The organism is Paenibacillus xylanilyticus (assembly GCF_047246825.1).
Lineage (GTDB): Bacteria > Bacillota > Bacilli > Paenibacillales > Paenibacillaceae > Paenibacillus > Paenibacillus xylanilyticus_B.
Genome location: NZ_JBFOLB010000001.1, coordinates 1,031,762 through 1,056,094, shown reverse-complemented (window position 1 = coordinate 1,056,094; position 24,333 = coordinate 1,031,762). Strand labels below are relative to the sequence as shown.

The 24,333-nt window shown below is 44.1% G+C and carries 17 protein-coding genes; 12 read left to right on the top strand and 5 right to left on the bottom strand.

All coding sequences use genetic code 11. The features are described from left to right. The first annotated feature begins 184 nt into the window (after positions 1-184). Positions 185-1,738 (top strand): acetamidase/formamidase family protein, encoded by a 1,554-nt coding sequence (locus AB3N00_RS04470; RefSeq protein WP_413033499.1) that lies wholly within the window; start codon positions 185-187, stop codon positions 1,736-1,738. Between the two features lie 78 nt (positions 1,739-1,816). On the opposite strand, the gene AB3N00_RS04465 is transcribed toward AB3N00_RS04470, so the two are convergent. Continuing rightward, the gene (locus AB3N00_RS04465) at positions 1,817-2,263 is read right to left on the bottom strand and encodes an Lrp/AsnC family transcriptional regulator (protein ID WP_413033498.1); all 447 of its coding nucleotides are present in this window, start codon (positions 2,261-2,263) and stop codon (positions 1,817-1,819) included. Positions 2,264-2,585: 322 nt separating this feature from the next. Here AB3N00_RS04465 and AB3N00_RS04460 point away from each other — a divergent pair, with 322 nt between their 5' ends. Next, positions 2,586-3,332, top strand: coding sequence for an SDR family NAD(P)-dependent oxidoreductase (locus AB3N00_RS04460; protein WP_413033497.1), 747 nt, complete (start codon positions 2,586-2,588; stop codon positions 3,330-3,332). A gap of 60 nt (positions 3,333-3,392) precedes the next feature. Here AB3N00_RS04460 and AB3N00_RS04455 read toward each other — a convergent pair whose 3' ends face one another. After that, the gene (locus AB3N00_RS04455; RefSeq protein ID WP_413033496.1) at positions 3,393-4,187 is read right to left on the bottom strand and encodes an AraC family transcriptional regulator; all 795 of its coding nucleotides are present in this window, start codon (positions 4,185-4,187) and stop codon (positions 3,393-3,395) included. A gap of 235 nt (positions 4,188-4,422) precedes the next feature. On the opposite strand from AB3N00_RS04455, the gene AB3N00_RS04450 reads away from it, so the two are divergent. Further along, positions 4,423-6,666 (top strand): AraC family transcriptional regulator, encoded by a 2,244-nt coding sequence (locus AB3N00_RS04450; RefSeq protein WP_413033495.1) that lies wholly within the window; start codon positions 4,423-4,425, stop codon positions 6,664-6,666. A gap of 129 nt (positions 6,667-6,795) precedes the next feature. Here the strand turns inward: AB3N00_RS04450 and AB3N00_RS04445 are convergent, their stop codons facing one another. Continuing rightward, complete coding sequence (locus tag AB3N00_RS04445) at positions 6,796-7,680, bottom strand: carbohydrate ABC transporter permease (protein WP_413033494.1); 885 nt, start codon at positions 7,678-7,680, stop codon at positions 6,796-6,798. A gap of 414 nt (positions 7,681-8,094) precedes the next feature. Between AB3N00_RS04445 and AB3N00_RS04440 the strand changes: the two genes are divergently transcribed. The 4 genes from AB3N00_RS04440 to AB3N00_RS04425 all read left to right on the top strand — a co-directional run bounded on the left by AB3N00_RS04440 (position 8,095) and on the right by AB3N00_RS04425 (position 17,609). Further along, entirely contained in the window at positions 8,095-8,952 is an 858-nt protein-coding gene (locus AB3N00_RS04440) for an ABC transporter permease (RefSeq protein WP_413035185.1), read from the top strand. A 58-nt stretch (positions 8,953-9,010) separates the two neighbouring features. Continuing rightward, on the top strand, positions 9,011-10,510 hold the full coding sequence (locus tag AB3N00_RS04435) for an extracellular solute-binding protein (protein WP_413033493.1): 1,500 nt from the start codon (positions 9,011-9,013) through the stop codon (positions 10,508-10,510). A 31-nt stretch (positions 10,511-10,541) separates the two neighbouring features. Further along, positions 10,542-11,687, top strand: coding sequence for a glycoside hydrolase family 88/105 protein (locus tag AB3N00_RS04430; protein WP_413033492.1), 1,146 nt, complete (start codon positions 10,542-10,544; stop codon positions 11,685-11,687). Positions 11,688-11,915: 228 nt separating this feature from the next. Next, positions 11,916-17,609, top strand: a complete 5,694-nt coding sequence (locus tag AB3N00_RS04425; RefSeq protein WP_413033491.1) for a pectinesterase family protein — start codon at positions 11,916-11,918, stop codon at positions 17,607-17,609. Positions 17,610-17,720: 111 nt separating this feature from the next. Here AB3N00_RS04425 and AB3N00_RS04420 read toward each other — a convergent pair whose 3' ends face one another. After that, positions 17,721-18,272, bottom strand: coding sequence for a hypothetical protein (locus AB3N00_RS04420; RefSeq protein WP_413033490.1), 552 nt, complete (start codon positions 18,270-18,272; stop codon positions 17,721-17,723). A 125-nt stretch (positions 18,273-18,397) separates the two neighbouring features. After that, on the bottom strand, positions 18,398-19,183 hold the full coding sequence (locus AB3N00_RS04415; protein WP_413033489.1) for a DUF817 domain-containing protein: 786 nt from the start codon (positions 19,181-19,183) through the stop codon (positions 18,398-18,400). 345 nt (positions 19,184-19,528) lie between these two features. Here AB3N00_RS04415 and AB3N00_RS04410 point away from each other — a divergent pair, with 345 nt between their 5' ends. From AB3N00_RS04410 to AB3N00_RS04390, 5 genes are all read left to right on the top strand, one after another. Then, positions 19,529-20,296 carry a hypothetical protein gene (locus AB3N00_RS04410; RefSeq protein WP_413033488.1) on the top strand — a complete coding sequence of 256 codons (768 nt, stop codon included), beginning with the start codon at positions 19,529-19,531 and terminating at the stop codon, positions 20,294-20,296. A gap of 222 nt (positions 20,297-20,518) precedes the next feature. Further along, entirely contained in the window at positions 20,519-21,211 is a 693-nt protein-coding gene (locus AB3N00_RS04405) for a CPBP family intramembrane glutamic endopeptidase (RefSeq protein WP_413033487.1), read from the top strand. A gap of 47 nt (positions 21,212-21,258) precedes the next feature. Then, positions 21,259-21,822 carry a hypothetical protein gene (locus AB3N00_RS04400; RefSeq protein ID WP_413033486.1) on the top strand — a complete coding sequence of 188 codons (564 nt, stop codon included), beginning with the start codon at positions 21,259-21,261 and terminating at the stop codon, positions 21,820-21,822. A 28-nt stretch (positions 21,823-21,850) separates the two neighbouring features. Continuing rightward, the gene (locus AB3N00_RS04395; RefSeq protein ID WP_413033485.1) at positions 21,851-22,627 is read left to right on the top strand and encodes a hypothetical protein; all 777 of its coding nucleotides are present in this window, start codon (positions 21,851-21,853) and stop codon (positions 22,625-22,627) included. A 204-nt stretch (positions 22,628-22,831) separates the two neighbouring features. Continuing rightward, positions 22,832-24,217, top strand: a complete 1,386-nt coding sequence (locus AB3N00_RS04390; protein WP_413033484.1) for an ATP-binding protein — start codon at positions 22,832-22,834, stop codon at positions 24,215-24,217. Positions 24,218-24,333: the final 116 nt, after the last annotated feature.

The window sequence follows — 24,333 nt, the reverse complement described above, 5'->3', positions numbered from 1 at the left end:
TGTTCCGAGAATCATGAGAGGATTGAGAAAGTTAATAATATTAATGGATTTTGAATCGTTTCATTAAAAATTAAATAAAAATGCAATAAAAACTTTATATTGTTAACCTTAATGTTGTTTGTTATACTTTGGATCATAACAAGTTAGATAACTTTACACAATCAATTGATAGGAGGGGTTTTAAATGAAAATTCATTTGAAATGGAACGTCTTTGTCGCTTTTTCCATTGCTGTTCTGATGATTCCTAATTCTTATGTAGCTAATGCTAACATCGTTGAGGGGGTTAGCGAGCCAAGGACACATGTTCTAAAGGCGAATTCAGAAAATATCCGGTGGGGAAACATCGGTAAGGGGGATGCTGTATTAACAGTTAATTCGGGAGATATCGTTACAGTGGAGGCGATTACTCATCATTCCGGAGACGACTATGAACGAATGATCCAAGGTGACGCAGGAATCGAAGATATTTTTCACTGGAACGAATCGGAGAAGACAGAAGCTGATCGTGGACCGGGTGTACATATCATGACAGGCCCCATTGCGGTGGAGGGAGCGGAACCTGGAGATATTCTGGAAGTTAAGATTTTGGATATGAAACTCCGTCCAAACGGTAACGGCGAATACGCGGGAAAGACATACGGCTCCAACGTGGCAGCAAACTGGGGTTACTTATATGGGGAGATGGAAGAGGAACCGGTAACGCGTGAGGTCGTGACGATTTACGAGATGGATTCAGACGGCGGAACGGATTATGCAAAGGCACTATATAGTTACAGATGGACTCCCCAAACCGATCCTGACGGCAATGTACATCCTACAGTAGATTATCCCGGTGTTATTGTTGATCATACAACGGTGAAGGAAAATCACAATGTACTGAAAGACGTGCGAGTGCCTGTCCGGCTCCATTTCGGAACGATGAGCGTAGCGCCGAAGGAAGCTGACATCGTTGATTCTGTTCCTCCTTCATATTATGGCGGCAACATCGATGATTGGCGCGTTACTGAAGGGGCGACCATGTACTATCCGGTTTCCGTGCCGGGGGCGCTGCTGTCTATCGGTGATCCACACGCAGGGCAGGGAGACTCTGAATTGAACGGAACAGCAATTGAAACCTCTGTAACCGGAGATGTTCAGATTATTCTTCATAAGCAGGATACGCTCAATAACAAATTGAAGGAATTGAACTTCCCTCTGCTGGAAAACGAAAACGAATGGGTAGTCCATGGTTTCAGCTACGCGAACTATCTGGCTGAACTGGGTGAGAATGCCCAGAAGGAAATTTTCAATCAATCTTCTCTCGACAAGGCCATGAAAGACGCAGCGCACAAAACAAAGGCCTTTCTCATGAGAGGCATGCAATTAACCGAAGACGAGGCTTATTCGTTAATGTCGGTAACCACTGACTTTGGAGTTACACAGGTGGTTGATGGAAACTGGGGTGTTCATGCGGTCATTGATAAGAAGTTGTTTGGAGACGCGGAACGGGAAATGACACCGTTACGCAGCAGATTTGAACAGTTTGGTGCCCAGATCGAGTGGGAGCCGGCAACGAAAATGGTTTCGATCCTGTACAACGACAATAAACTGTCAGCCACAATTGGAGAAACGACAGCTACTTTTAATGGAGAAACTATTAAACTGATTGCTCCTATCCGAATGAATGCCCAGAAGTCGGCCGAGGTTAGTGAGTACTTTGCTGATTTCTATCAAGCCAAGCTGTCCAAAACGAAATAACAGAAGTTAAAAGTGCAATAATAACTTTAGTATATTAACAAAGAACCGTTGGTCTTCATGCCTGACGGTTCTTGTTTGTTAAATATTCAACCCATCCTGGTTTTTATGCCGTTTCAAGAGAATCTGCGTTTCAGCACGAACAATACCGTCCAGCGAATAGATCGATTCATTCATGAATTGTTCCATCTCTGCAATACTCTCGACGAGAATATGGATATGGAGAATGCAGGGCCCGGTCATTTCGTACAATACGGCGACTTGATCATTTTTTTTCAACACGTCTATGATCTGATTCAAGTGTAGGGGCTCCACTTCAAGCTCCAAGTATGCAGATATTTTCTTGCCAAGCTTTTCGGCACTAATCACAATGGAGAATTGTTCAATGATTCCTTGATTAACAAGTCGGTCAATGCGCTCTTTGACGGCAACTCCAGATAATCCAACCTCTTTGGCCAAATCGGTATAGGAAATCCGGCTGTTTTGAGTCAGTCTGCGTAAAATATGACTATCAATTGAATCTAGCATGTGTCTCACTCCTTTTTCGTTTAATATTGTATCAGAAAATAAGACTGGCCGTCCTAACGGCGTACATAATCCCTGATTTTTGGAACACAATAACAAGAGAATTAAATGATTACAACCGAGCGGGTTTTAGGATTTTTGCTAAACATTACTTGTCATGTAAACTGATAAATATATAGTAGCTTGACAATGTTCATTAACAGGAGTACGATTAATTGTGTCAAATAAATGACAAAACACACGTCATTGCATATGTCATATGAATTTGGTTACATATGATTACGTTTGTTTTGTTTAAAATACAACAATTACTGGAGGAATCACCATGACTAATCTTAAAGACAAAGTAGCAATTATCACAGGCGGAGCTTCCGGAATTGGTTTGGCCACAGTAAAAGCCTTTTTGGATAAAGGGTCCAAAGTTGTCATTGCCGATTATAATGAAGAGCACGGCAAAGCTGCCGAGCAAGAATTAAAACAAACCTATAATGATGATGTACTGTTCATCAAAGTCAATGTTGCCGATGAAAAACAAGTTGAAAACCTGGTAGCCGAAACGGTGAAGCAATTTGGCAAACTGGATGTCATCTTCAATAATGCAGGTATTGGAGTTCAAAAGCCATCGCACGAACTGACTGACGAGGAATATAAACGCGTCATTGCAATTAACCAGGACGGTGTATTCTACGGTGCAAAATATGCGATCCGCGAAATGCTGAAAACCGGCGGAGGATCTGTGATCAGCACTTCTTCGATCCTGGGTTCCGTTGGTGAACCAACATCCATGCCTTATGCGGCTAGCAAAGGTGCAGTCAATCAGATTACGAAATCACTTGCTCTGGAGTATGCTGATCGTAACATTCGTGTCAACGCAGTTGCACCCGGATTTGTGGAAAGTGGTATGGTCAACAAAGAAGCACTGGGTGAATTCTATGATGGTCTGGTTGCTAAACACCCTATCGGAAGACTGGGCAAACCGGAAGAAATTGCTCACGCTGTCGTATTCCTGGCTGAAAATGACTTTGTTACGGGTACAACTATCCTTGTGGATGGCGGATACCTTGCCCAATAAATGTTGACCAAATGATAAGAGGCTCCCCTTGTGGGGCCTTTTTTTATTCCTGATTTCTTGTCATTTTATATAGTTGCTTACATTATTCCTGAATTCCCTGGGTGTAATTCCATAAATGGCTTGGAAAACACGATTAAATGTACGCTGGCTTTCAAAGCCTGCGCTGCTGCTAATGGTGGTTAAGGAGGCATCTGTTGTACGGATTAATTTGGATGCGTATTCGACTCGTAACATGGAGAGGTAGTTTCGAAAATTCATCTGAATCCGTTTGGAGAAAATATGCGAAATATAATACTTGCTCACATTGAACTCGGCAGCAAGGGAATCCAGTGAAAGGGGCTCCGTAAAATGGTTAGCCAGATACTCTATAATTTTATGTGACATATCCGTTACCGGAATCCTTTGCCGCTGCTCCAGATTGATCTGACGCATCAGATGCGTCATGATGATATGTGCCCAACCAAGCTTGATGGCATAGTCATCTTCTTTTCTAATTTTCTTTAATGCGTATACCGCGTCCTTGTGTACATATTTCTTAGGAATCACTGGATTTGCAGGCTGAAGATTAATGAAATCGGGGAATATTCCATCAAATACTTTTGGATTTATGATGAGCAGAGTGGCACTTGCATTTTCTTGACCACTTTTGTAATAACGATGAACCATATCCGGGAATATGACGGCTGCCTCACCTTGCTTGATTTCGTAAGAAACATCGTTAATCTCGATGCACTGAGTGCCTGAAAAGATATATAAAATCTCAACTGCACCGTGCATATGAGCAGGAAAAGCAATTGACTTGGCGTTACGGAAAATCGTAAAATCATCTTTTCGAATCTCGTAAAACGGCAGCATGATTCATTCACTCCTGTGCAATATTTGGCTAATTTCAAATACTTTATGTCTAAACACTTATCATGTGCTGTGTTAAAATTCAAGAGAATATTACCAAATGGAGGGATTACCATGCGCTATATCCCAATTAATTGCAATCGCTTACAATAAATTAAACTTTATATGGTGAGTATTTCATGATGCTAATTTATAACCATTCTGATCACGTGAATTTGCGAAAGGAGAGGACTGTGCTTTGAGAAAAAGTAAAACCTTTTACAATATTTTTATTTCGGTTCTGCTCCTGAGTGTAGGAATTGTTATCGGCTTTGGTAGCTACATATACATCTCGACCACGAATTCCGTGGTTGACCGGGTTGGGGACGGCCAACAGAGCCTTATTACGCAGATCCGAAATACGCTGGAGCAGAAAATCCAAACCATTGAATATGCTTTTGCCACTTATAGTACGACCCCATCATTCCGATCGGTCATCAACAGTCCTCTGACTGAGCAGGAATTCGAAGCATATCAAGAATTGAAATCCCAGCTGGGCTATATCGCCACCATGGGCCTTGAAGGGGTGCAGTATACGTTAGTCAGCCTGCAACAGAAGTGGAGTTTGTCCAACGGCTCCGTGTCCCGGCTGACTTCGGAGGAGACAGATGCTTTTCAAGATCAGTTTGCGGGGCAGGAAGGTAACGGATTATATTGGACAAAAACAACGGATGGTATCCGGCTGATGCAAGGACTTCCCGTGTACTCCAACAAAAAACAAGCTGTCGCCGTATCAGATCTTTCACTTCATACACTAAATCAATCGCTGCAATCCAAACCGAATACATCCATATATATCTTAAACAAACAAGGAGAGCCGTTGTACACAACCCAGACAGATCAAGAGCGATTATCGAACCAGCAAATGAAACTCATCAGTGAGCGTACCGTCAATCAGGCACTGACTGGAAAATTAGAAATTCCAGGTGCAACAGGAGATAAAATCATCGCACTATATGCCCGATCGGATTACAACAGTTGGACTTATGTCACGTTGCTTGATCAAAAAGAAGTCAGTGGAGCCTTAACGACAATCCGAATAGGTCTCATTGTGATGGGAATCGTGATTATGGCGCTAATGGTTATCCTGGCCTACATTATCTCCATCTATCTCACCAAACCATTCCGCAAGATACAGAACAGTTTAACGAACATATCCAAGCCGATGATCAAGGACGAAGTAGATTGGATAATTCAATCCATTGATTCGATTGTATCCGAAAAGAAAGATCTGGAGCAGCTCATTCAGCTCGAAAAGCCTAAACTCGAAGCTCAATTTGTTCTTAATCTGCTGCAAAACCGATTAACAAGAGACGAAGTGGAGAAGAACTTAGAGCGTTTTGGGTATGACGTTGACAGCAGCACGATCTTTATCACGATGCTCATTCAGGTGGATCGCTGCGGAGAAGGAGCCTTATCGGATAAAGATGTTCTTTTACTTACCGTTAATCAATTGGTGCAGGAAATTATTCCGGTATCGGAGCGAATGATTCCTGTTGTATTAAATGAACGTACACAAGCGACTCTGTTGTTTTGCAGCTCGGATAAGGTAGCAGAGATGCGAAACTTGATCATGAAATACGCAAAGAATATTATCCTTTCGTCCAGGGATTATTGGCATGCTTCAGTAAGTGCAGGCGTAAGTGCACCTTATGAGGATCTGATGAACAGCAGAGAAGCATGCGCCATGAGTCTCGAAGCATTATATCAGCGCCTGAAGCTGGGCAAGGAATCAGTCATTTTTTATGAGGATATTTCTCAAGGAAGTACTGGACCAACATTGCTGCATTATCCTACCGAGCTGGAATCACAGCTATTTGATGCGATCAGGCTGGGAGACAAGGACGAAGCATCCCGTGCTCTGTACCCGCTCCTCGCTGACATGATGAAGCATAGTCAGAATCCGATGAACCTGGAGATCACACTGATCCGTTTCGTGAACAATTTGATCCAACTGGAGCAGCTGATTGGAGCAGAAGTGCTGCTGACACAAAGTAATGCAACGCTATATCAAAGGCTGCTGAATACACTTAACCCGGAAGAGATTGAGCACATTCTTGTTCACGATGTAATCTATCCCATGGTCGTCAGTATGCAAGAGAAGGCAAATCACCAATTCCGTTCGGTCGCAGATCGAATCGCGACCATTGTGCGCACGGAGTATGATCAGGAACTGTCGCTTGAATCCATCAGTGAACGTTTGCATTACACACCCAACTATCTCAGCAGCATTTTCCGCAAAGAATACGGAATGACTTTCAGTGATTATCTGATGGGTTTCCGGCTTGAAGTTGCAAGGAAATGGCTGGTTGATACCGACATGCCGATCAAGGATATCGCTGAACGTCTCGGTTATCAGAATTCGCAGAACTTTATTCGTTCGTTTCGTAAAAAAGAGCATGTCACTCCAGGAGCATATCGAAAGATGAAGCTCGAACTATGAAGGCAAATGTATAACCTAAATGTATTAACCAAACTGGTATCATTAGTGATTAATCAGATGGAATACTTGTACCACAAATCCCCTCAGGTCCGTAACCTGAGGGGATTGTTTTACATAGCACCATGCCATTCAACCTTTCACTGAACCCAGCAGAGCACCTTTCGTGAAGTGTTTCTGTACAAAAGGGTATGCAATGAGCATGGGTACAGTAGCTACAACGATTACACTCATCTTAATCGTCTGAGAAGGGGGAACGATATCAACAGCCGAGCTATTCCCTTCCATTCCGCTCGATACAATGACGATCTGACGAAGAAGTACCTGAAGTGGCCACATCTTGGATTCGTTGAGATATAGAATTGCATTCATATAGGTGTTCCAGTAAGATACGCCGTAAAAAAGAGACAGCGTGGCAATCGATGGCAAAGCCAGTGGAAGCATAATCTGCCATAATATTCTGAAATCATTGGCACCATCGATCTTGGCCGATTCCTCCAAACTGTCCGGAAGGGCCTGGAAAAAATTTCGCATGATGATCAGGTTAAACGCGTTAATGGCTGTGGGTATAATCATGGACCAATAGGAATCAATCAGCCCCACTGCTTTGACAATCAAAAATGTTGGGATCATGCCTCCACTGAACAGCATGGAAAATACGATGATAAAATTAATGACGTTTCTGCCCAGCAGATAACGTCTGGATAATCCGTACGCCATAAGAGCAGTAAGTGTCATGCTGACCGCGGTACCGACAAGGGTGATGAAGATGGAAACACCGAGCCCTTTGAAGATGGTTGGAGTGGACAAGATATAACGATAGGCATCGAGTGAAAACGATGTTGGAAACAAAATGAATTTCTTCTGCACGATTTCTTGTGTTGAGGCAAACGAACTGGCAACCACATTGATGAAAGGTAAAAGGCAGGCAAGGGCAAAGAGGAGCAGCAGTGTATAGTTCATTACGTTAAATACGACGCTTCCGATCGTTTCCTTCTTGAGTGCGGCTTTGGCCATGATGATGGGTTCCTCCTTAATAATTGGTCTGATCCCACCATAACAAGCGTTCAAGATAACGTATATAATCATATCCTAAGACCTTACGGCAGGCATTCTAATGGGGGAATACGAGAGCAAAAAGCACGATAATCATCAGCAGGGTTAATAATCATCAACTACAATTACTACAGGGAAGAGCCTTGCCAGAGGCCAGTTCCAAAGGATTGTCTGGAGCATGATAGCTAATGATTATATACGGAATGAGACTCAGGGGATATGCTTGACTTCGAACACATGTTAACCGATCAAGGAGGTCAGCGAGCAGTGAAAGATTCCAATTCCTCAGTTGTATCGTTACAGGGCAAACTGCATCGAAAGACGGGAATCGGTCATCAATTGAGAAGTGTAGCCGCCAATAAACTTCTATACCTGATGATTCTTCCGGGGTTTGTCTATTTTGTCATCTTCAAGTATTTTCCGATGGGTGGATTGATTATTTCATTCCAGGATTATCAGCCGTATCTCGGCATTAAAGATAGTCCATGGGTCGGTTTCAAGCATTTTATTCGTCTGTTTACCGAACCAACCTTCGCCATGCTGCTAAGCAACACACTCATATTGTTTGCACTTGAATTGATTATTTTCTTTCCTATCCCCATCATTCTTGCACTTATGCTGAATGAAGTCAGGCACAAGATGTTCAAAAATTCAATTCAGACCATCGTGTACATTCCGCATTTTATGTCCTGGGTCATTATCGTTTCCATTACCTATGTGTTTTTAAGTGTGGATGGCGGGGTGGTTAACGAGATGATTGCTGCTTTTGGCGGAAACAAAATCAGCTTCCTCACCTCGCCGGAATGGCTTCGTCCCATGTACATCCTGCAAATTATCTGGAAAGAAGCCGGATGGTCCACCATCATATATCTTGCAGCCATTACGGTGGTTGACACGCAACTCTATGAAGCTGCAGATATGGACGGCGCAAGCCGATTGCGCAAAATGTGGCATGTTACACTGCCAGCTATTCGCCCTGTCATTATTACGTTGTTAATCCTGAAAATCGGAAATACACTTGAGCTTGGTTTTGAGCATATGTATCTGCTGCTCAACTCGCTTAACCGTGAGGTGGGAGAGATTTTTGATACGTATATCTTCACTGCCGGATTGAAAAATGGACAATTGAGCTTCAGCACGACCGTCGGATTGTTCAAGGGCTTGGTTGGTCTCGTTCTGGTAATCATAGCCAACAAGCTTGCCAAAAAGTTCGGTGAAGATGGGGTCTATTAACTTCATAAATCTGCTGCATTAGAAACAACAAACTTAAAATAGAAAAGGGGAAGTGCACATGAAATTCCGTTACGCAAAGTTGATAGCGCTTACGATTTGTGGCAGCTTGCTGCTCAGCGCCTGTGGAGAAGAGAACGCAGAGCCACAAACCAATGCTGATGGAAAGCCCATCATTAGCTGGTTAAACATTCTGCATTCTGCTTCGCCGCCAACGGATACGGTGCTGGACAAAATTGAGGAAATAACCAATACGGATATTCAATTTTCCTGGATTCCGGATGCTTCCAAAGAAGAACGCCTGAATACCTCCTTAGCCTCAGGCTCCCTGGCTGACATTGTTTCAATAACGATCATGGAGAATTCATCGGTTCGAAATGCACTGAAAGCTGGCGTCTTCTGGGAAGTGGGGCCTTATCTGGACGAATTTCCGAATCTGAAAGAAATCTCGGCAGACATGAGAAACTCGGCATCCATTGATGGCAAGTTGTACGGGATCCCGATGCAGAAACAGGTAGCCCGAAACGGCGTCATTATTCGTAAAGACTGGCTTGATAAACTGGGATTGCCTGTACCGAAAACCACTGCTGAGCTGATGGAAGTAGCCAAAGCATTTACCGAGCAGGATCCGGATGGGAATGGCAGCAAAGATACGACCGGTTTCATTGACCGGAGCGATCTGGTTTTCGGTGCTTTCAAGACGCTGGGTTCATACTTTGGTACTCCGAGCGGCTGGGCAGTCAGCGAGGATGGCAAGGTAACGCCCGAGTTTGAATCCGAAGGTTACGTTAAGGCAATGGATTATATGAAGGAGCTGTACAACAACGGGTATATCAATCAGGATTTCGCTGTAACGGCAAAAAAAGATCAGCAGGAGGGCTTTGCACAGGGGAAAGCAGGAATATATGTTGGTGCATTGTTTGATAGCAAAAACCTGCTCAATCTGGCCAAAGGCGTGCAGGATGACATGGATTTGATTATGGTGAACGACATCACTTCAACAGGTAACGAAAGTGACCGGGCGATCTGGTCTACATCCAATGGCGTTGGAGGCTTGCTTGCTTTTCCCAAATCGGAAGTAAAGGACGAGGCTGAGTTAAAACAAGTCCTGAAATTCATGGACGATCTGATGAGTGAAGAAGTATACACGTTGATGACGTATGGTATCGAGGGTGTACACTACAGCCTGGAAGGCAATGCGGCAACGATCACCGACACCAAGCTCTGGGAGCAGGAAGTGCAGCCCTTCTCCTCCTCGCGTCCGAATGAGAATGGATACGATATTCATGATTCAGACCCATTGCGAGTGGAATCCGATCGTTTAATTCAGGAAAACACGAAATACGCCGTCCTCAATCCGATGTATTCCCTGGAGTCCGCGACGTTCTCGGAGCAAGGATCGGAACTGCAAAAAATCATCACGGATGCCACGTATAAATACATTCTCGGCAAGCTGGATCTGCAAGGATTCCAAGATGCAGTTCAGACGTGGAGAAAGTCCGGCGGCGACAAAATGATTACGGAATACGAGGCAGCGTACCAAGCCGTGCAGAACAAATAAAATCATACGCATCGAAGGAGGAAGAGAAACCATGATTCAGATTCAGTCTCCGTACCTTTGGGCATCGCATACAGCAGAAACTATTATGGAGCGTACGCCCAGACTGTATGAGGCAAACGGGTATCATGGAAAATGGTCTTATGATTATGGGGTCATTCTGAAGGGATTTGAGCTGCTGTGGAAAGTGACTGGCGAAAGCAAGTATGCAGCGTACATCCGGGACAACATGGATTACTTCATTCAAAATGATGGATCAATCCGTGGGTATCGACAGGATGAGCATAATATTGATCACTTGAACAACGGCAAGCTGTTGTTTGGTCTTTATCAAATGACTGGCGACACGAAATACAAACAGGCCGCTTCTCATCTGAGGCAACAGCTGCGCACTCACCCGCGTACTTCAGAGGGCGCGTTCTGGCATAAGCAAGTGTATCCTTATCAGATTTGGCTGGATGGACTGTACATGGGCGCACCATTTTATCTTGAATACATGCTTCATTTCGAGCAGGAAGAAGAGCAGGATCTCAGTGACGTGACGCGGCAGTTTATGCTGTGCGCAGAACATAACCTCGATAAACAAACGGGTTTGCTCTACCACGCCTGGGATGAGCAGCGTGTGCAGGCATGGAGTGACCCGGTTACCGGGCAGTCGCCAAACTTCTGGGGACGGTCCATGGGATGGTTCGTGATGGCTCTGGTAGATGTGCTGGAATTGCTTCCGCAGACCCATCCTGACCGCCAGAAGCTGATTGAAATCCTGAACGATACGATGTCAGCATTGCGGAACTTCCAGGACGCTCCTTCAGGAGTTTGGTACCAGGTTATTAATGAAGGAACACGAAAAGGAAACTATCTGGAGGCTTCTGCTTCCAGCATGATCGTGTATGCCATGGCCAAGGCCATTCGGCTGGGTTTGCTGCAGGACGGCACCTGGTTGAAGACACTGGAACATGCGTATGCGGGGTTAATTTCTGAATTTGTTATGGAAACGAAAGAAGGATGGGTAAACCTGTACAAAAATTGTCAGGTTGCGGGTCTTGGCGGAGAACCGAGACGGGACGGCACTTATGCTTATTATATTAGTGAACCGATCATTACCAACGATCAAAAAGGACTTGGAGCTTTCTTACTGGCGTGTACGGAATACGAGTACATGTTAAATCGAAAAATGTAACTCATCTTCACTGTTTATGCCCGTATCGTTCGATGGAAGCAGAGCGATACGGGTACATCCTTGCATCAGATACATCCTGTACGTGGTCTTATGAGTATTAAGTTCGATCTTTTATGATAACGCTTACATTGAGTGAAGGGGGTGATTCATCCTGCTGATAGGTTAGCCGCCTCTCAGTGTAGCTCTCTGCAATATTGAAATATACGAAACCGGAGGAGGAAGATTCTATTGAAAAGGATTGTATCGCTCATCTTGATCGTATCGATGCTGTTCAGCGTTTTGCCAGCAATGGCTGGCGCGGAAGACACAGGTACGGCTGGTGCACTGCCTGCTTTTCCCGGAGCAGAAGGCGGCGGGATGTATACGACTGGTGGCAGGGGAGGTGCTGTTTACGAAGTGACCACGCTGGCGGATTCAGGACCCGGCTCCCTTCGTGAAGCTGTCAGTCAAAATGATACAACGGTTGTATTCAAAGTTGGTGGAACCATTCATCTGGAATCCCCTCTGGTTATCACAGGATCCAATATCACTCTTGCCGGACAGACTGCGCCTGGAGAAGGGATCACCGTATCCGATTATTGGACTACATTTCAAGCAGATAACATTATCGTAAGACATATGCGTTTCAGACTGGGAGATAAACATCCGAGTGAGGATGACGTCTTTGGAGGACGTTATCGCAAAAATATAATCATCGATCATTGCTCTTTCACCTGGTCTGTGGATGAAGTGCTTAGCATGTATGTAAACGAAAATACAACGGTGCAATGGTCCGTCATTGCCGAAAGTATGTTAATGACGACCCATCAAAAGGGTCGGCATGGTTATGCCGGAATCTGGGGCGGAAATAATACTTCATTCCATCATAACATCATTGCTCATAATGTAAGCCGTAACCCCAGATTTGCCGGATCCCCCGGATTTAATACCGAATCTTACAACAATATCGTATACAACTGGGGATTCTTCTCCGCCTATGGGGGCGAGGAAGGCAACTATAATTTGATGAATAACTATTATAAATATGGTCCCAATACGTATCGTTCCGTGCGGGATCAACTTTTCCTTGATGTGAGTGCCAATACACGGCTCTATGTAGGAGGCAACATCGTCGACGGATTTCCCGAAATTACTGCCGATAACTGGCTTGGTGTCGGATCACTGGCAAATCCGGAATCCAAACTTGAATCTCCTGTAGTCATGGCTAATCCAACAGTCATGGATGATGCGGAAACGGCATATGATCGTGTCCTTGCTGAAGCTGGTGCTGTCCTCCCCAGAAGGGATGCCATTGATGCAAGAATCGTTAATGATGTTAAAAACCGTTCCGGTCAGCATATCAATTCGCAAAAAGAAGTGGGAGGATATCTGGAGTTTGAGGAAGTGCTCTCTACACTGGAAGACGATGATCATGACGGGATGCCGAATGAGTGGGAAATAGCTCAAGGGTTGAATCCGAATGATGCCTCTGACCGAAACGGTATTCACGAAACGGGCTACACCCATCTTGAAATGTATCTGAACAGCATTGCAGGCAATGGATCAGCGAGTCCCGCAGCATCCATAGATTCTCCTTCCAACCATACGATTGCCACTGAGGGTTCATCGATCGAAATTGCAGCCTCAGCCTCTGATCCGGATGGTACGATCTCGAAGGTGGAATTTTATCAAAATGATATTAAATTAGGCGAAGATGACTCCGCACCTTACTCTATAACTTGGGATAATGTGAAGGACGGTACGCATTATCTCACTGTTCGTGCAATTGACGATACAGGAACGGCTACACAATCCAACAATGTTGCGGTGCATGTTAATAAGGAAGGCAGTATTTCTCCATGGACTTCAACAGACATCGGAACACCTGGCATTGCCGGTCATACACAGCTTGGTGCAGCCGAGACGGATGTAACTGTAAAATCGGCAGGTGACATTGCTGGCGCTTCGGATCGTTTCCATTATGCGTATCAGACCCTGGAAGGCAACGGCGAGATCGTGGCCCGGGTTGATCATGTGACGGCGACGGATGACGGGGCTGAAGCAGGTGTGATGATTCGTGAGAGTTTGGACGATTCCTCGCCATTTGTTGCCCTAATGACTTCCTATGTCAAAGGCGGGCAAAAAACGCTTGGTTTGACGCGTGAAACAGAGGGGGGAGAGGTTTCTATTCAGGAACCTGAGGCCTTCATCACTCTTCCTTATTGGGTGAAAATGGTCCGACTTGGTGATCAGATTACATCTCTCGTTTCCAAAGACGGGACCAACTGGACTGTTATGAATGCTGTAGATTTTCCAATGAGCAGTACCGTTTATTTGGGACTTGCGGCTGATGCATCCAAACCGGACGACGAAGTGGATAAACTGAACACATCCGTATTCTCCGATGCAACCGTTCGGCAGCTTGATGCAGATTTCCCTTTGGCACCAGCCAACCTGTTGGCGGAATCAGGTCCGAAATCGGTCGTTTTATCCTGGGATGAGGTGGACAATGCCCTCTCGTATTCTGTTTTCCGTGCGGACATACCTGGAGGACCATACACGGAACTCGTTAAAGGGATAACGACTTCTTCTTATACAGATCCTGACCTGACTGTTGGAAAGACGTATTACTATGTTGTAAAGGCAGAGAACGACAAGGGAATCAGTTTTTTCTCGGCCGAAGCCCATGCTGTACCGGAAGGTGAACTGGAGACCATTGAATACATTAATGACGACTATGAGGGAGTAGAGGTTAACCAAACACCACCTGGATATGCCGTGCTCCCTGATCCCCAGGATGCAGACCATGAAGTTGAGGTGGCTGAAATACCTTCTGGGACTACTGGCAATACGTCAACAAAGGCTCTGAAACTGTATGATAATGCGCCAGGTATTACGCAATTCGTTCGTCCTTTTCAACCCCAGCTGGGCAGCTTTGTATTGGAAACGGATATCATGTCACCATCCTGGCCGGGGACGTCGTATGTATTGCAGCTGCAGAACAGCTCAGGGAATCGTACACCACTTTCGATAGAAATCCGCAAACCGTCTGCTCCTGCAGCAGAAGACACCTATACACTGGTTTACAAGAGAGATGGTGCGGATCACAAGTTGATCGATGCTCCTGCAAACCATCAATGGTATAACCTGAAGATTACTGCCAATGTGGCCGCGCAAAAAGCGGATATCTATATCGATAATGTGCGAGTCGCAGATAACGTTCCGTTTCAGGCGGATGTGCTCACCGATGGAATTGGCCGCATTTTGGCCAAAACACCTGGCACAGGCAAAGGAACGATATATTACGACAACCTGCGACTTTATGTTGAGCCTGTCGCAACGCCAAAAGGACTGACTGCACAGCCTGGAAACGGGATGGTCAGACTGAACTGGGAAGAAGCCGAAGGAGCATCAACCTATAATGTCAAACGCAGTTCAGGGGAAGAAGCAGAATACGAATTAATCGCTTCGGAAGTGGCAAGTAACACCTTTGTCGACGAATCCGTTGCCAACGGAACAACCTATTATTATGTCGTTACCGCATCAGGTGCTTCTGGAGAGAGCGGACCTTCCAATCGGGTAGAAGTGACACCTTCGGAAGATGCTGTGAAACCTGAAGCACCCCAGGAACTACAAGCCAAATCCAGAAATGCACAGGCAGATCTGCACTGGCAGCCAGTCGAACAGGCGAGCTATTATACGGTAAAACGTGGCGTACAGGCAGAAGGCCCTTTTACTACCGTGGCTGCCAAAACAACAGAACCTTCCTATCAGGATGGCGGACTGGATAATGGAACAACCTATTATTATGTCGTATCAGCAACCGGTATTGGTGGCGAAGGAGCGGATTCGACTCCTGCTGCTGTTACGCCGTCCAGAGCGTTGTCAACACCTGAGCCTATAGTGAAATCTCAACCGAGTTCGGTCGAGATTCAATGGCAACCGATCGAGGGAGCGGCTACCTATCAGATTAAAAGAACAACCGCATTAGACGGGACGTATGAAGTTGTCGCTGAGGGCCAATCAGGAACCTCCTACACTGATACAGAACTCATGAATGGAACGCCTTATTATTACAAAGTTACTGCTGTAAATGAAGATACTCATAGTCTTGATTCTGCACCGACAGGAACAAGACCATCCGCTGATGACGGAACACCATCCCCTCCGGCAGGAATCCATGCAGAGCCGGATGATGGTGAAATTATTTTAAGCTGGGATGCTGTCCAGGGAGCAAACAGCTACGCTGTGAAACGCAGTGAATCTCCCGCAGGACCGTTTACATCCGTTGCTGCGGAGTTGAATGGTGTGTCTTACACCGACTCGGGACTGACTAATGGCAGCATCTATTATTACATGGTCACTGCAAGCAACGAAGCTGGAGAGGGATTGCCATCTGTTCCTGTATCTGAAATTCCAGCAACGACATTGACGGTTGCTTCGGATGGCAGTGCACAATTCGAACAGGTGCAGGATGCGATTGATGCAAGCCCGGACAATGCTACCGTTCCAACGGTAATCCAAATCAAGGATGGTATATATCGTGAGAAGCTAAACGTACCCTCCAGCAAGACTTATCTGCGGATCATAGGTGAGAGCCGTGAAGGGACGATATTAGTATACGGGGATTCGGCCAGCACACTTGACGGAAATGGGAATCCGCTTGGCACATCGAACAGCTACAGCTTCAGAGTTCAGACGAATGACTTTACAGCCGAGCATCTGACGATTCAGAATGATGCGGGTGACAATGCCGGGCAAGCTGTAGCCCTTTTTGCACGCGGAGATCGCCTCGTGTTCCGTGATGTCAGCCTGAAGGGTTGGCAAGACACATTGTATGTCAATGATGGCAGACAGTATTATGTTGACAGTTATATTGAAGGCGATGTGGACTTCATATTTGGCAACGCTGCTGCTCTCTTTGAAAACAGCATTATCCATAGTCTGAGTAATGGTTACGTGACAGCGGCCTCTACGGCCGAAGGTAAGCCGGGATATGTATTCCTCAATAGCCGAATCACTGCCGAACCCGGACTGACTGGGAAAGTAGCTCTTGGCAGACCTTGGCGTGCGCATGCCAACGTAGCCTACATTAACAGTTATATGGATGAACATATTAGCCCTACAGGATGGAACAATTGGAGCAATGCCGATAATGAAAAGACAGCTCGTTTCGCCGAGTTTGCCACTTTTGGGCCTGGTGCCAATGCCAAAGAAAGATACCATTGGTCCACACAGTTGACTGCGGAAGAAGCAGAAAACTACCTTCCGGCTCAGCACTTTGCGGGACCTGATAACTGGAATCCATCATTAGACGTCCCATTGGTTAGCACCAATCGGGATCTGGCCAGTTTATCCGTAGACGGCAGTCTTCTGGCGGGGTTTAATCCGGCTCAGAAGAATTATGAGGTTGAGATTAAGGCTGGAAGTACGCTGCCTGTTGTTTCAGCGGATGCTGCATCCGAGAGGTCAGTTGTGGAAGTGGAGCAAGCAGTCGTTATACCTGGTCAGGCAATGGTGAAGGTTACTGGACAGGATGGTGGTGAGAAAATATATACGATCAGCTTCACAACTCAAAGTGCAAAGGACACCACTCCACCCGTGTTAAACCTAAAAGTGAATAAACCCATTCTGAAAGCCAATGCGAACAAAATGGAGACCATTCGGGTCAAAGCAGATGCGACAGATCAGGGAACAGGCGTAGCATCAGTCAAACTTGTATCCATTACAAGCAACCAGCCTGATAAGGGGAAAGGTCATGGAAACAAGTCACCTGACATTCAAGGAGCCACGTACGGTACACCTGATTTCGAATTCAAGCTCCGTGCCGAACGTACAGGCAAGGGCAAAGGTCAGGATCGTGTGTATACGATTACTTACGAGGCAGTGGATAAAGCAGGGAACAAAACAAAATCAGCTGTGAAAGTTGTTGTAAAACGTTAATCGTTGAGGCGGTAAAGTTTGAGCGATCTGAGGTTGTCGGACGTACTATACACCTACGACATTTCAAGCAAAAAAAAAGGGCGCCAGCATCTGGCGTCCTTTTATTTGTTGTTATTGAGGTATTAACTTTAAAAAAGCCGCATCGTCAAAATCATCAGCTTGGATAAGCCAAGCGCCATCTTTATTTACAAGTGATAGTCTGCCTTCCAATGGAACACGTTCTATTTTTCCATTTTGCTTGTCTAACATAAGATCCATCGTATAGTCCAGATCTACGTAATTCTCAAGCTCCTGATAAACCGTGAACTTCATATTTTCTGGTTGAAGTGAAGCTTGTTGGATTCCCGCAGCACGCAAAGCCAAGAGCACGTAGCTGTAATTCACCGGTTTGTCAGCAAAACGTTCAGCGTAGGAGGGCTCCATTTCTGCATATCGTTCCAGAACAACATCTTCGGGCAAAGGCCATTCCGGGACCTTGCCGATGGTATATTCTTTCGTCTTGAAAACTTGAGCAGCAATGGTGGCTTCTTCCGTGGGTGACAGGGTTGATTTTTCATTAGGTAAGAGCAGCTTGGATTCATTCGGTGTGTTAGCCTGACTGCACCCAATTACTAACATGATTGATACCAACATGAATCCAAATAGCCAAGAAAGTTTCCTCATCCATTAAAAACCCCCTCTAATTTAGGATGACTTTCTTTGTTATACGTTTCATATGGGAACAAGTCTCCCAATTTTTACTAAAGGGAGTAATTTATAAATAGCCAACTTCTCTTTAATCAAACATTCTAATCCATTCTAGGGCCACTTGCAGTACGATTTGCTTTGACATATTTAAGCTGGGCAACAATGATAACACTAATGATGACCAGAAGAAACCACGAGCTGATTTTACTGAAACTAACCAACTGCCAGGCATCGTGCTGGTCAGGGTATTTCCAACCATTAAAGAACGTAGCAATATTTTCGGCAGCCCAGATGAAGAAACCTACAATGATAAAAGCGAGCGACAAAGGCATGCGATATGTCTTCGTCCGTACGCGGTAGATGATCCATGTTTTCCAGAAAACAATAAACACCAGCGCCGTTAGCCACCAACGAAAATCAGGTATAAAATGGTGGGTGAAAAAGTTGAGATAGATGGCTCCTCCAAGCAGAAACGATGGTGCGAATCCAGGCCATCCCGTCATGTCCATGCGTAATCTGCGCCAGATCTGGCACATAAAGCTCGCTACACTTGCGTACATAAAACCGCTGTACAAGGGTACACCAAAAAGTTTGGTATATCCGAGCTCAGGGTAGGACCAGGAACCCATTTGGACTTTGTACAGCTCCAACACCAATCCAATGATGTGGAACACACATATGACTTTAATTTCGTCCCGGGTCTCCAATCCACTGCGATACATGAGATATTGGACGCCTAGCAGTATAAGTAGAATAGCATCATAACGATGGAAAAAAGGGATTTCTATTACACTGGTAAGGGCTAGCGTGCCGAATATGGCCACAGGAAAAATGCAGCTCATCGCCTGATGATAGCCAAAATGCAATAATTGTATGAAAGCTTTCAATGAGGGGTATCTCCTTCCGGTGCCGTGTTCTAGATATGATTGAAGATTAGTGATAGGCACTTATAAGTGAACATATGTAGAGCTACCGTTAATCATACAGAGACAAACGAGATGAAAAAAGAGAAATTATATGGTTCATCTCTTCTTGTTTTAGTGTAGTCATACACGTGTCAAATTACCTAAATTAGTTTATATCTATATACAAAAGTTGCTTCATGAGAGAAAATAAGGATTTGAAGTGAAATAATTAACCAGACAATGAAGGCCTTGCTTTCATCCGTGAAAGCTGCCGGACGCGGTTTGTTTCTTGTCGTGTCCACTACATAGGAGAGAGGAAGATTAGCTTTGAAGAAATGGAATTACACATGGGTCTCGGTCTTGCTTCTGTCACTGCTAGTGGCCTGCGGTGGTAAAAACGGATTGACCCCCGAGGTTTACAAGCAAATCCAGGAGGGAATGAGCCAATCGGAGGTTGAACGACTGGCAGGGGCGCCTGCCGAGAAAGAAACAAATAATCCTTATGATGTATGGATCTATAACGGTCAAGATGGAATTGAACGTGGTGCCACGGTTCGAATCGAATTTTCAAAAGAGGATCAGGTCTTGTTCAAATCTCAGAAAAAATTGTTTGAAGCGCCAAAGGCAGAAGAGAAAAAGTACACACCGGAAGGAGAACTGCGGGATTTCATAACGGAATTTAACCAACTTGTCAGCCAAAATAAAGACCTGGATTTCCTTCAGCCCATCTCAACGGAAGGTTTGGATTTTAAAAGAACAACCTTTTACGATGGACAAGGCACCATTATTACGGTATCCGATCCCGCAATGATTAATGATGACAATCAGTACACGAACAAGATTCATTTTGAAATCGAAGAAAATGGAACTTTAAACGAGATATACTATATTGGCTCTGACCTTGAGTATCCAGTTCTTGTTTTACACGCATTGGATATTAGTGAGGAAACCACGAATCAAATCTTAACAAGCTATAAGGACGTCGATTTGGAGACGTTGGAAAGTAAAAGCTTTGATTTCAAGGAAGGTCCTTACTCGATCACCATTAAGAATGGATTACCGAGAACCCTGGTTGTTACAATGAAAGACAAGTAATCAAAAAATGAATGTGTATTGCTAATCCTGACAACCTTTGTTGTCAGGATTGTTTTTGTATTGCAGGTGTTGTTTTGTGAGGAAGGCAGCCAGAGGCTTGTGCAAGATTAAAGTCATAATTAAGTCTTTAAGTCTGTGGTTACCTTATGTTATGTTACATCATATCGAATTCTTTTATTAATACTTATAGTGCAAGATTAAAAATGGGATATGGAGACAAGTATGCAAATTAAGAGTTTGATTCGGCCGGGTATCAAAATAATACTTATTTTCCTGATCGGTTATACCATGTCTCACTTTCTAAGGGAATGGATTAACGCCATTTGTTATGCTCAAGGAGTACCAGACGAAGTTCGAATTATTGTTTCAAGATTTAGTGTGATTGCCTATGTACTGCCATTCTTGGTTATAAGTCCGCGCAGCGTTTTCCCTTCTGAAATTCTTCGTGTTGGAAACTTTCGGGCAAGCATTTCTTTTCCCTTTATATGGCGCGGAAAGGCAGATCCGCTATGGAGATTTCTTATCATTTTTGCAGTGATCATGGCGCTGGGGACGTTTTACTTTATCTTTTCCTATTTAAATGATCTAGAGAGAAATGAATTAAAACTTTTGTTGTACTACGGACTGATTTTTTCGCTGGTGAACTCAATCTTGGAGGAATGGGTATGGAGAGGTGTTGCACTACACCAATATGTCCAATGGTCTGGGAACGTCTATGGGTTAATTGTGACTAGTCTTCTATTTGGCATGTCTCATTATGACTTGGGTTTTTCGGTTTGGGTGTGTATCGCTTTTGCCATTGGCGGCTTCTTTATGGGCGGGGTCGCCATACGATCTAAGGGGATTGTTGCTTCCATTGTGATGCACGTCTATATGAATCTTATTTTTACTATGACGGGGATGATCTTTAGTTGACCCATTCTCATCATGTGCACTAGATCGTATTTGGGAGGAATCTCATCATGAAAATGGTTTATTCGTTGCTCGGAAGTATAATTACTGTCCTTACACTCTATTTTTTCGCGATACCTTTAATTGACGTTTTTTATATAGGGACACTTCCGGATGAAGGACCAGGCAGCTTTCCAGGTCTGCAGATTTTTCTTTCCAGCCTGATTGTTTTGCCGGTACTTATTCTCTTATTCTTCGGGCTGTATATCATTTTCTATAAAAAGATGAATCTTCATGGCCTCATATACGGAGGGATCATCGGTTTATGGTTGCTTAGTATGCTCATGGAGATATCTCCGTTACCGATTTATTATTATCTGCCTTTAGTTGCAATCGTTGCATGCTATTTTCTAGTAAAGCCTAGTCGATCGGATCAAGTCCTAAGCTGGACACTGTTTGGAACCATTTTCGGATGGATCATTACTTATTTATTGGTTATTGTAATACGCGCCGTACAAAATTCACTTACTTCATATTTTAATTTCGATCCGTCTCAAAAAATTCTCGTGCTTGTTGGGATTCTTTTGTTTGGTATTACGGGATGGTTTATTGGAAAGAGAAGAACATCTGGTTAAATGATTTGGTAATGATCTCCTGTATTCGTTGGGTTGGTGGTATGCTACAATTCTCAGATATGCCAATTATTATACGTTAATCTTGGCATTTAATACCCAAGGAACGGCAGATGATCATTTGAAAAAGAAAATTCCCAAGCCGGTCTGGCTTTTTGCAGCAATTCTCCTATTCATTATCGGGTTCTTTAACTATCGATACAATACTGCGAAAGAACAGACGGACAACTTAAAGGAGCTCTACCAAGCCAAAAATAATACAGGTTTCTTAACGCTTTTGAGACAGGGACATTCGTATATTCCTCTGGCAGAAACCATAGAGAAAATTAGTAGGGTAAGTTATCAGGAAGATCCTGCTAAGGTACAGAAGCTCATCGAGTTGGCCAAGACCCAATCGAAAGAAGCCGATCAATATCTTGGAACGCTTATTGAATTTAGTGATAGTTACATATCCGATTCGGATCCCCGGTTTATGGCGAATCACACCGTCATGACTTCTAAAAACCAGGAGGATATGTTTATACTTGCATTGCAAGCTGATATATTCATGACAATGTACGAGGTTAGTTATAACTATTGGAAAGACAAACCCAAATTAATTCCACAAGATACGAAAAATATGCTTGCATCCATTGCCAGTGAGTTAAGGTCATTGGATGAAACACTGCAACCGTTCAAGGATAGGGCCGCTTACAATATGGAGTGGGGAGATTTCGCGAGTACAGAACAGATTAAAGATTTCACCCTGAGAAAGATTAAACCTCATTTAGAGAAACTGGTGGAAATAAAGCGTGAATTTAGAGAATAACCTGACATTTGTTAAGGGAGTGCTAGTTCCGGTCTCCTGAAATTAATCAGATACAATAATGAATTAACTAAAAAGGTCGCCTATTGGCGGCTTTTTTACGTTATCTATGCTCAGGATCAACTCAAATGGTTTATATAATATAGTGTGACGTATGAATCCTTATCATCTATAGTAGAAAATAAGAAATATTCAAGGAGTCCTTATATGAACAAACAAGCAGTACCGTTAAATTCGTTGACTAGTGTCACGAACGGAGGACATATTATTTACTTGTTCGAGGATTTCGATCGTTATGTTGATAATGCTGTTTCTTATATCATAACGGGTATTGACCACGGTCATCACATCTTACTGATAGAGCAGGTTACCGCATATGATGAAATTATGAAAAGGCTAACCGAAGTTATATCAAATGATCAACTTGGTTATCTGCATTATGCAAACAATGTGGAGTATTATGGATCGCGGGGAGATTTTGACTTTCAGCACATATTAACACATTTTCAAGATTTGATGGGATCGGTTCAAAAAAAGAACGAGTCCATCCGCACCTGGGCCAATGTAATGACGTGGGGAGAGCATAGTGAAGCAAAGATCCAAGATAATCTGATTGATTACGAGCGGCAAACATGTGGTGTAGTGCAAGAGTTTGGGATGGTATCCGTATGTGCTTATAACGCAGCCACCATTTCTTCTTCCTTGCAGCTCAAATTGATGAGAGAACATGAGTATATGATGACAGATGTGGAGTTTGTTAAGTCACCTCTTTATAGTCATCAAGCTTCGGAAGACGTGGTGTTTCCATCATTATCGGTACAAAGGAGACTGCTGAATGAACAGAAGCACCTTTTAATTGAAAAAGAAGCAGTGGAATTGGCCAACCAAGTTAAAAATGAGTTCATTGCTACAATGAATCATGAGATCCGGACACCCATGAATGGGGTGATGGGTATAACGGAATTGTTAGCGGCGACTGACCTAAGTGACAAACAGAAGGAGTATGTCGCCACTCTTCAAAAAAGCGGAAAGTCATTGCTGCGAATCGTGAATGACATCCTGGACTATAGTAAATTGGACTCCAACCATGAGCAGTTGTTGAAGGAAGCATTTAGTGTCAGGGAAGCCATAACAGAGACGCTGGAAATTCTCCATGCAGGTATTTTAAATAAAAAACTTCAAGTAAACGTGTTCGTTGATATCGATGTTCCAGAGATTTTGATTGGAGATGACGGACGATTCAGACAGGTCATCCTTAATTTGCTGGGGAACGCATTGAAATTCACGAATGAAGGAAGTATTAACGTAGTGGCAAAACTTCTCTCAAGCAATCAGAGCAAGGTTCGGCTTCAAATTACGGTCAAGGATACAGGGATCGGAATACCTTTGGAGAAACGAAGTCAGTTGTTCCATCCGTTTTATCGGGTTGATAACAGCATAACTCGCCGGACTGAAGGTACAGGGCTGGGTCTAGCGATTTGCAGTCGAATTGTACAACTGATGAACGGCAAGATTGCCATTGAACCGGAGGATGAGACTGCAAATGGGACGGCAATTTCATTTACAGCAGAATTCGATTCATACACGAATTGAAGCATGCAGCAGTTTACTCATGAAAAGAACTATTCAGAAGTAAGTGGGCATGTCCTCACTAATTGTTCTTTATCCCCTGACATATGTTAAGATGGAGTTAGTATTTTAGATCTTTA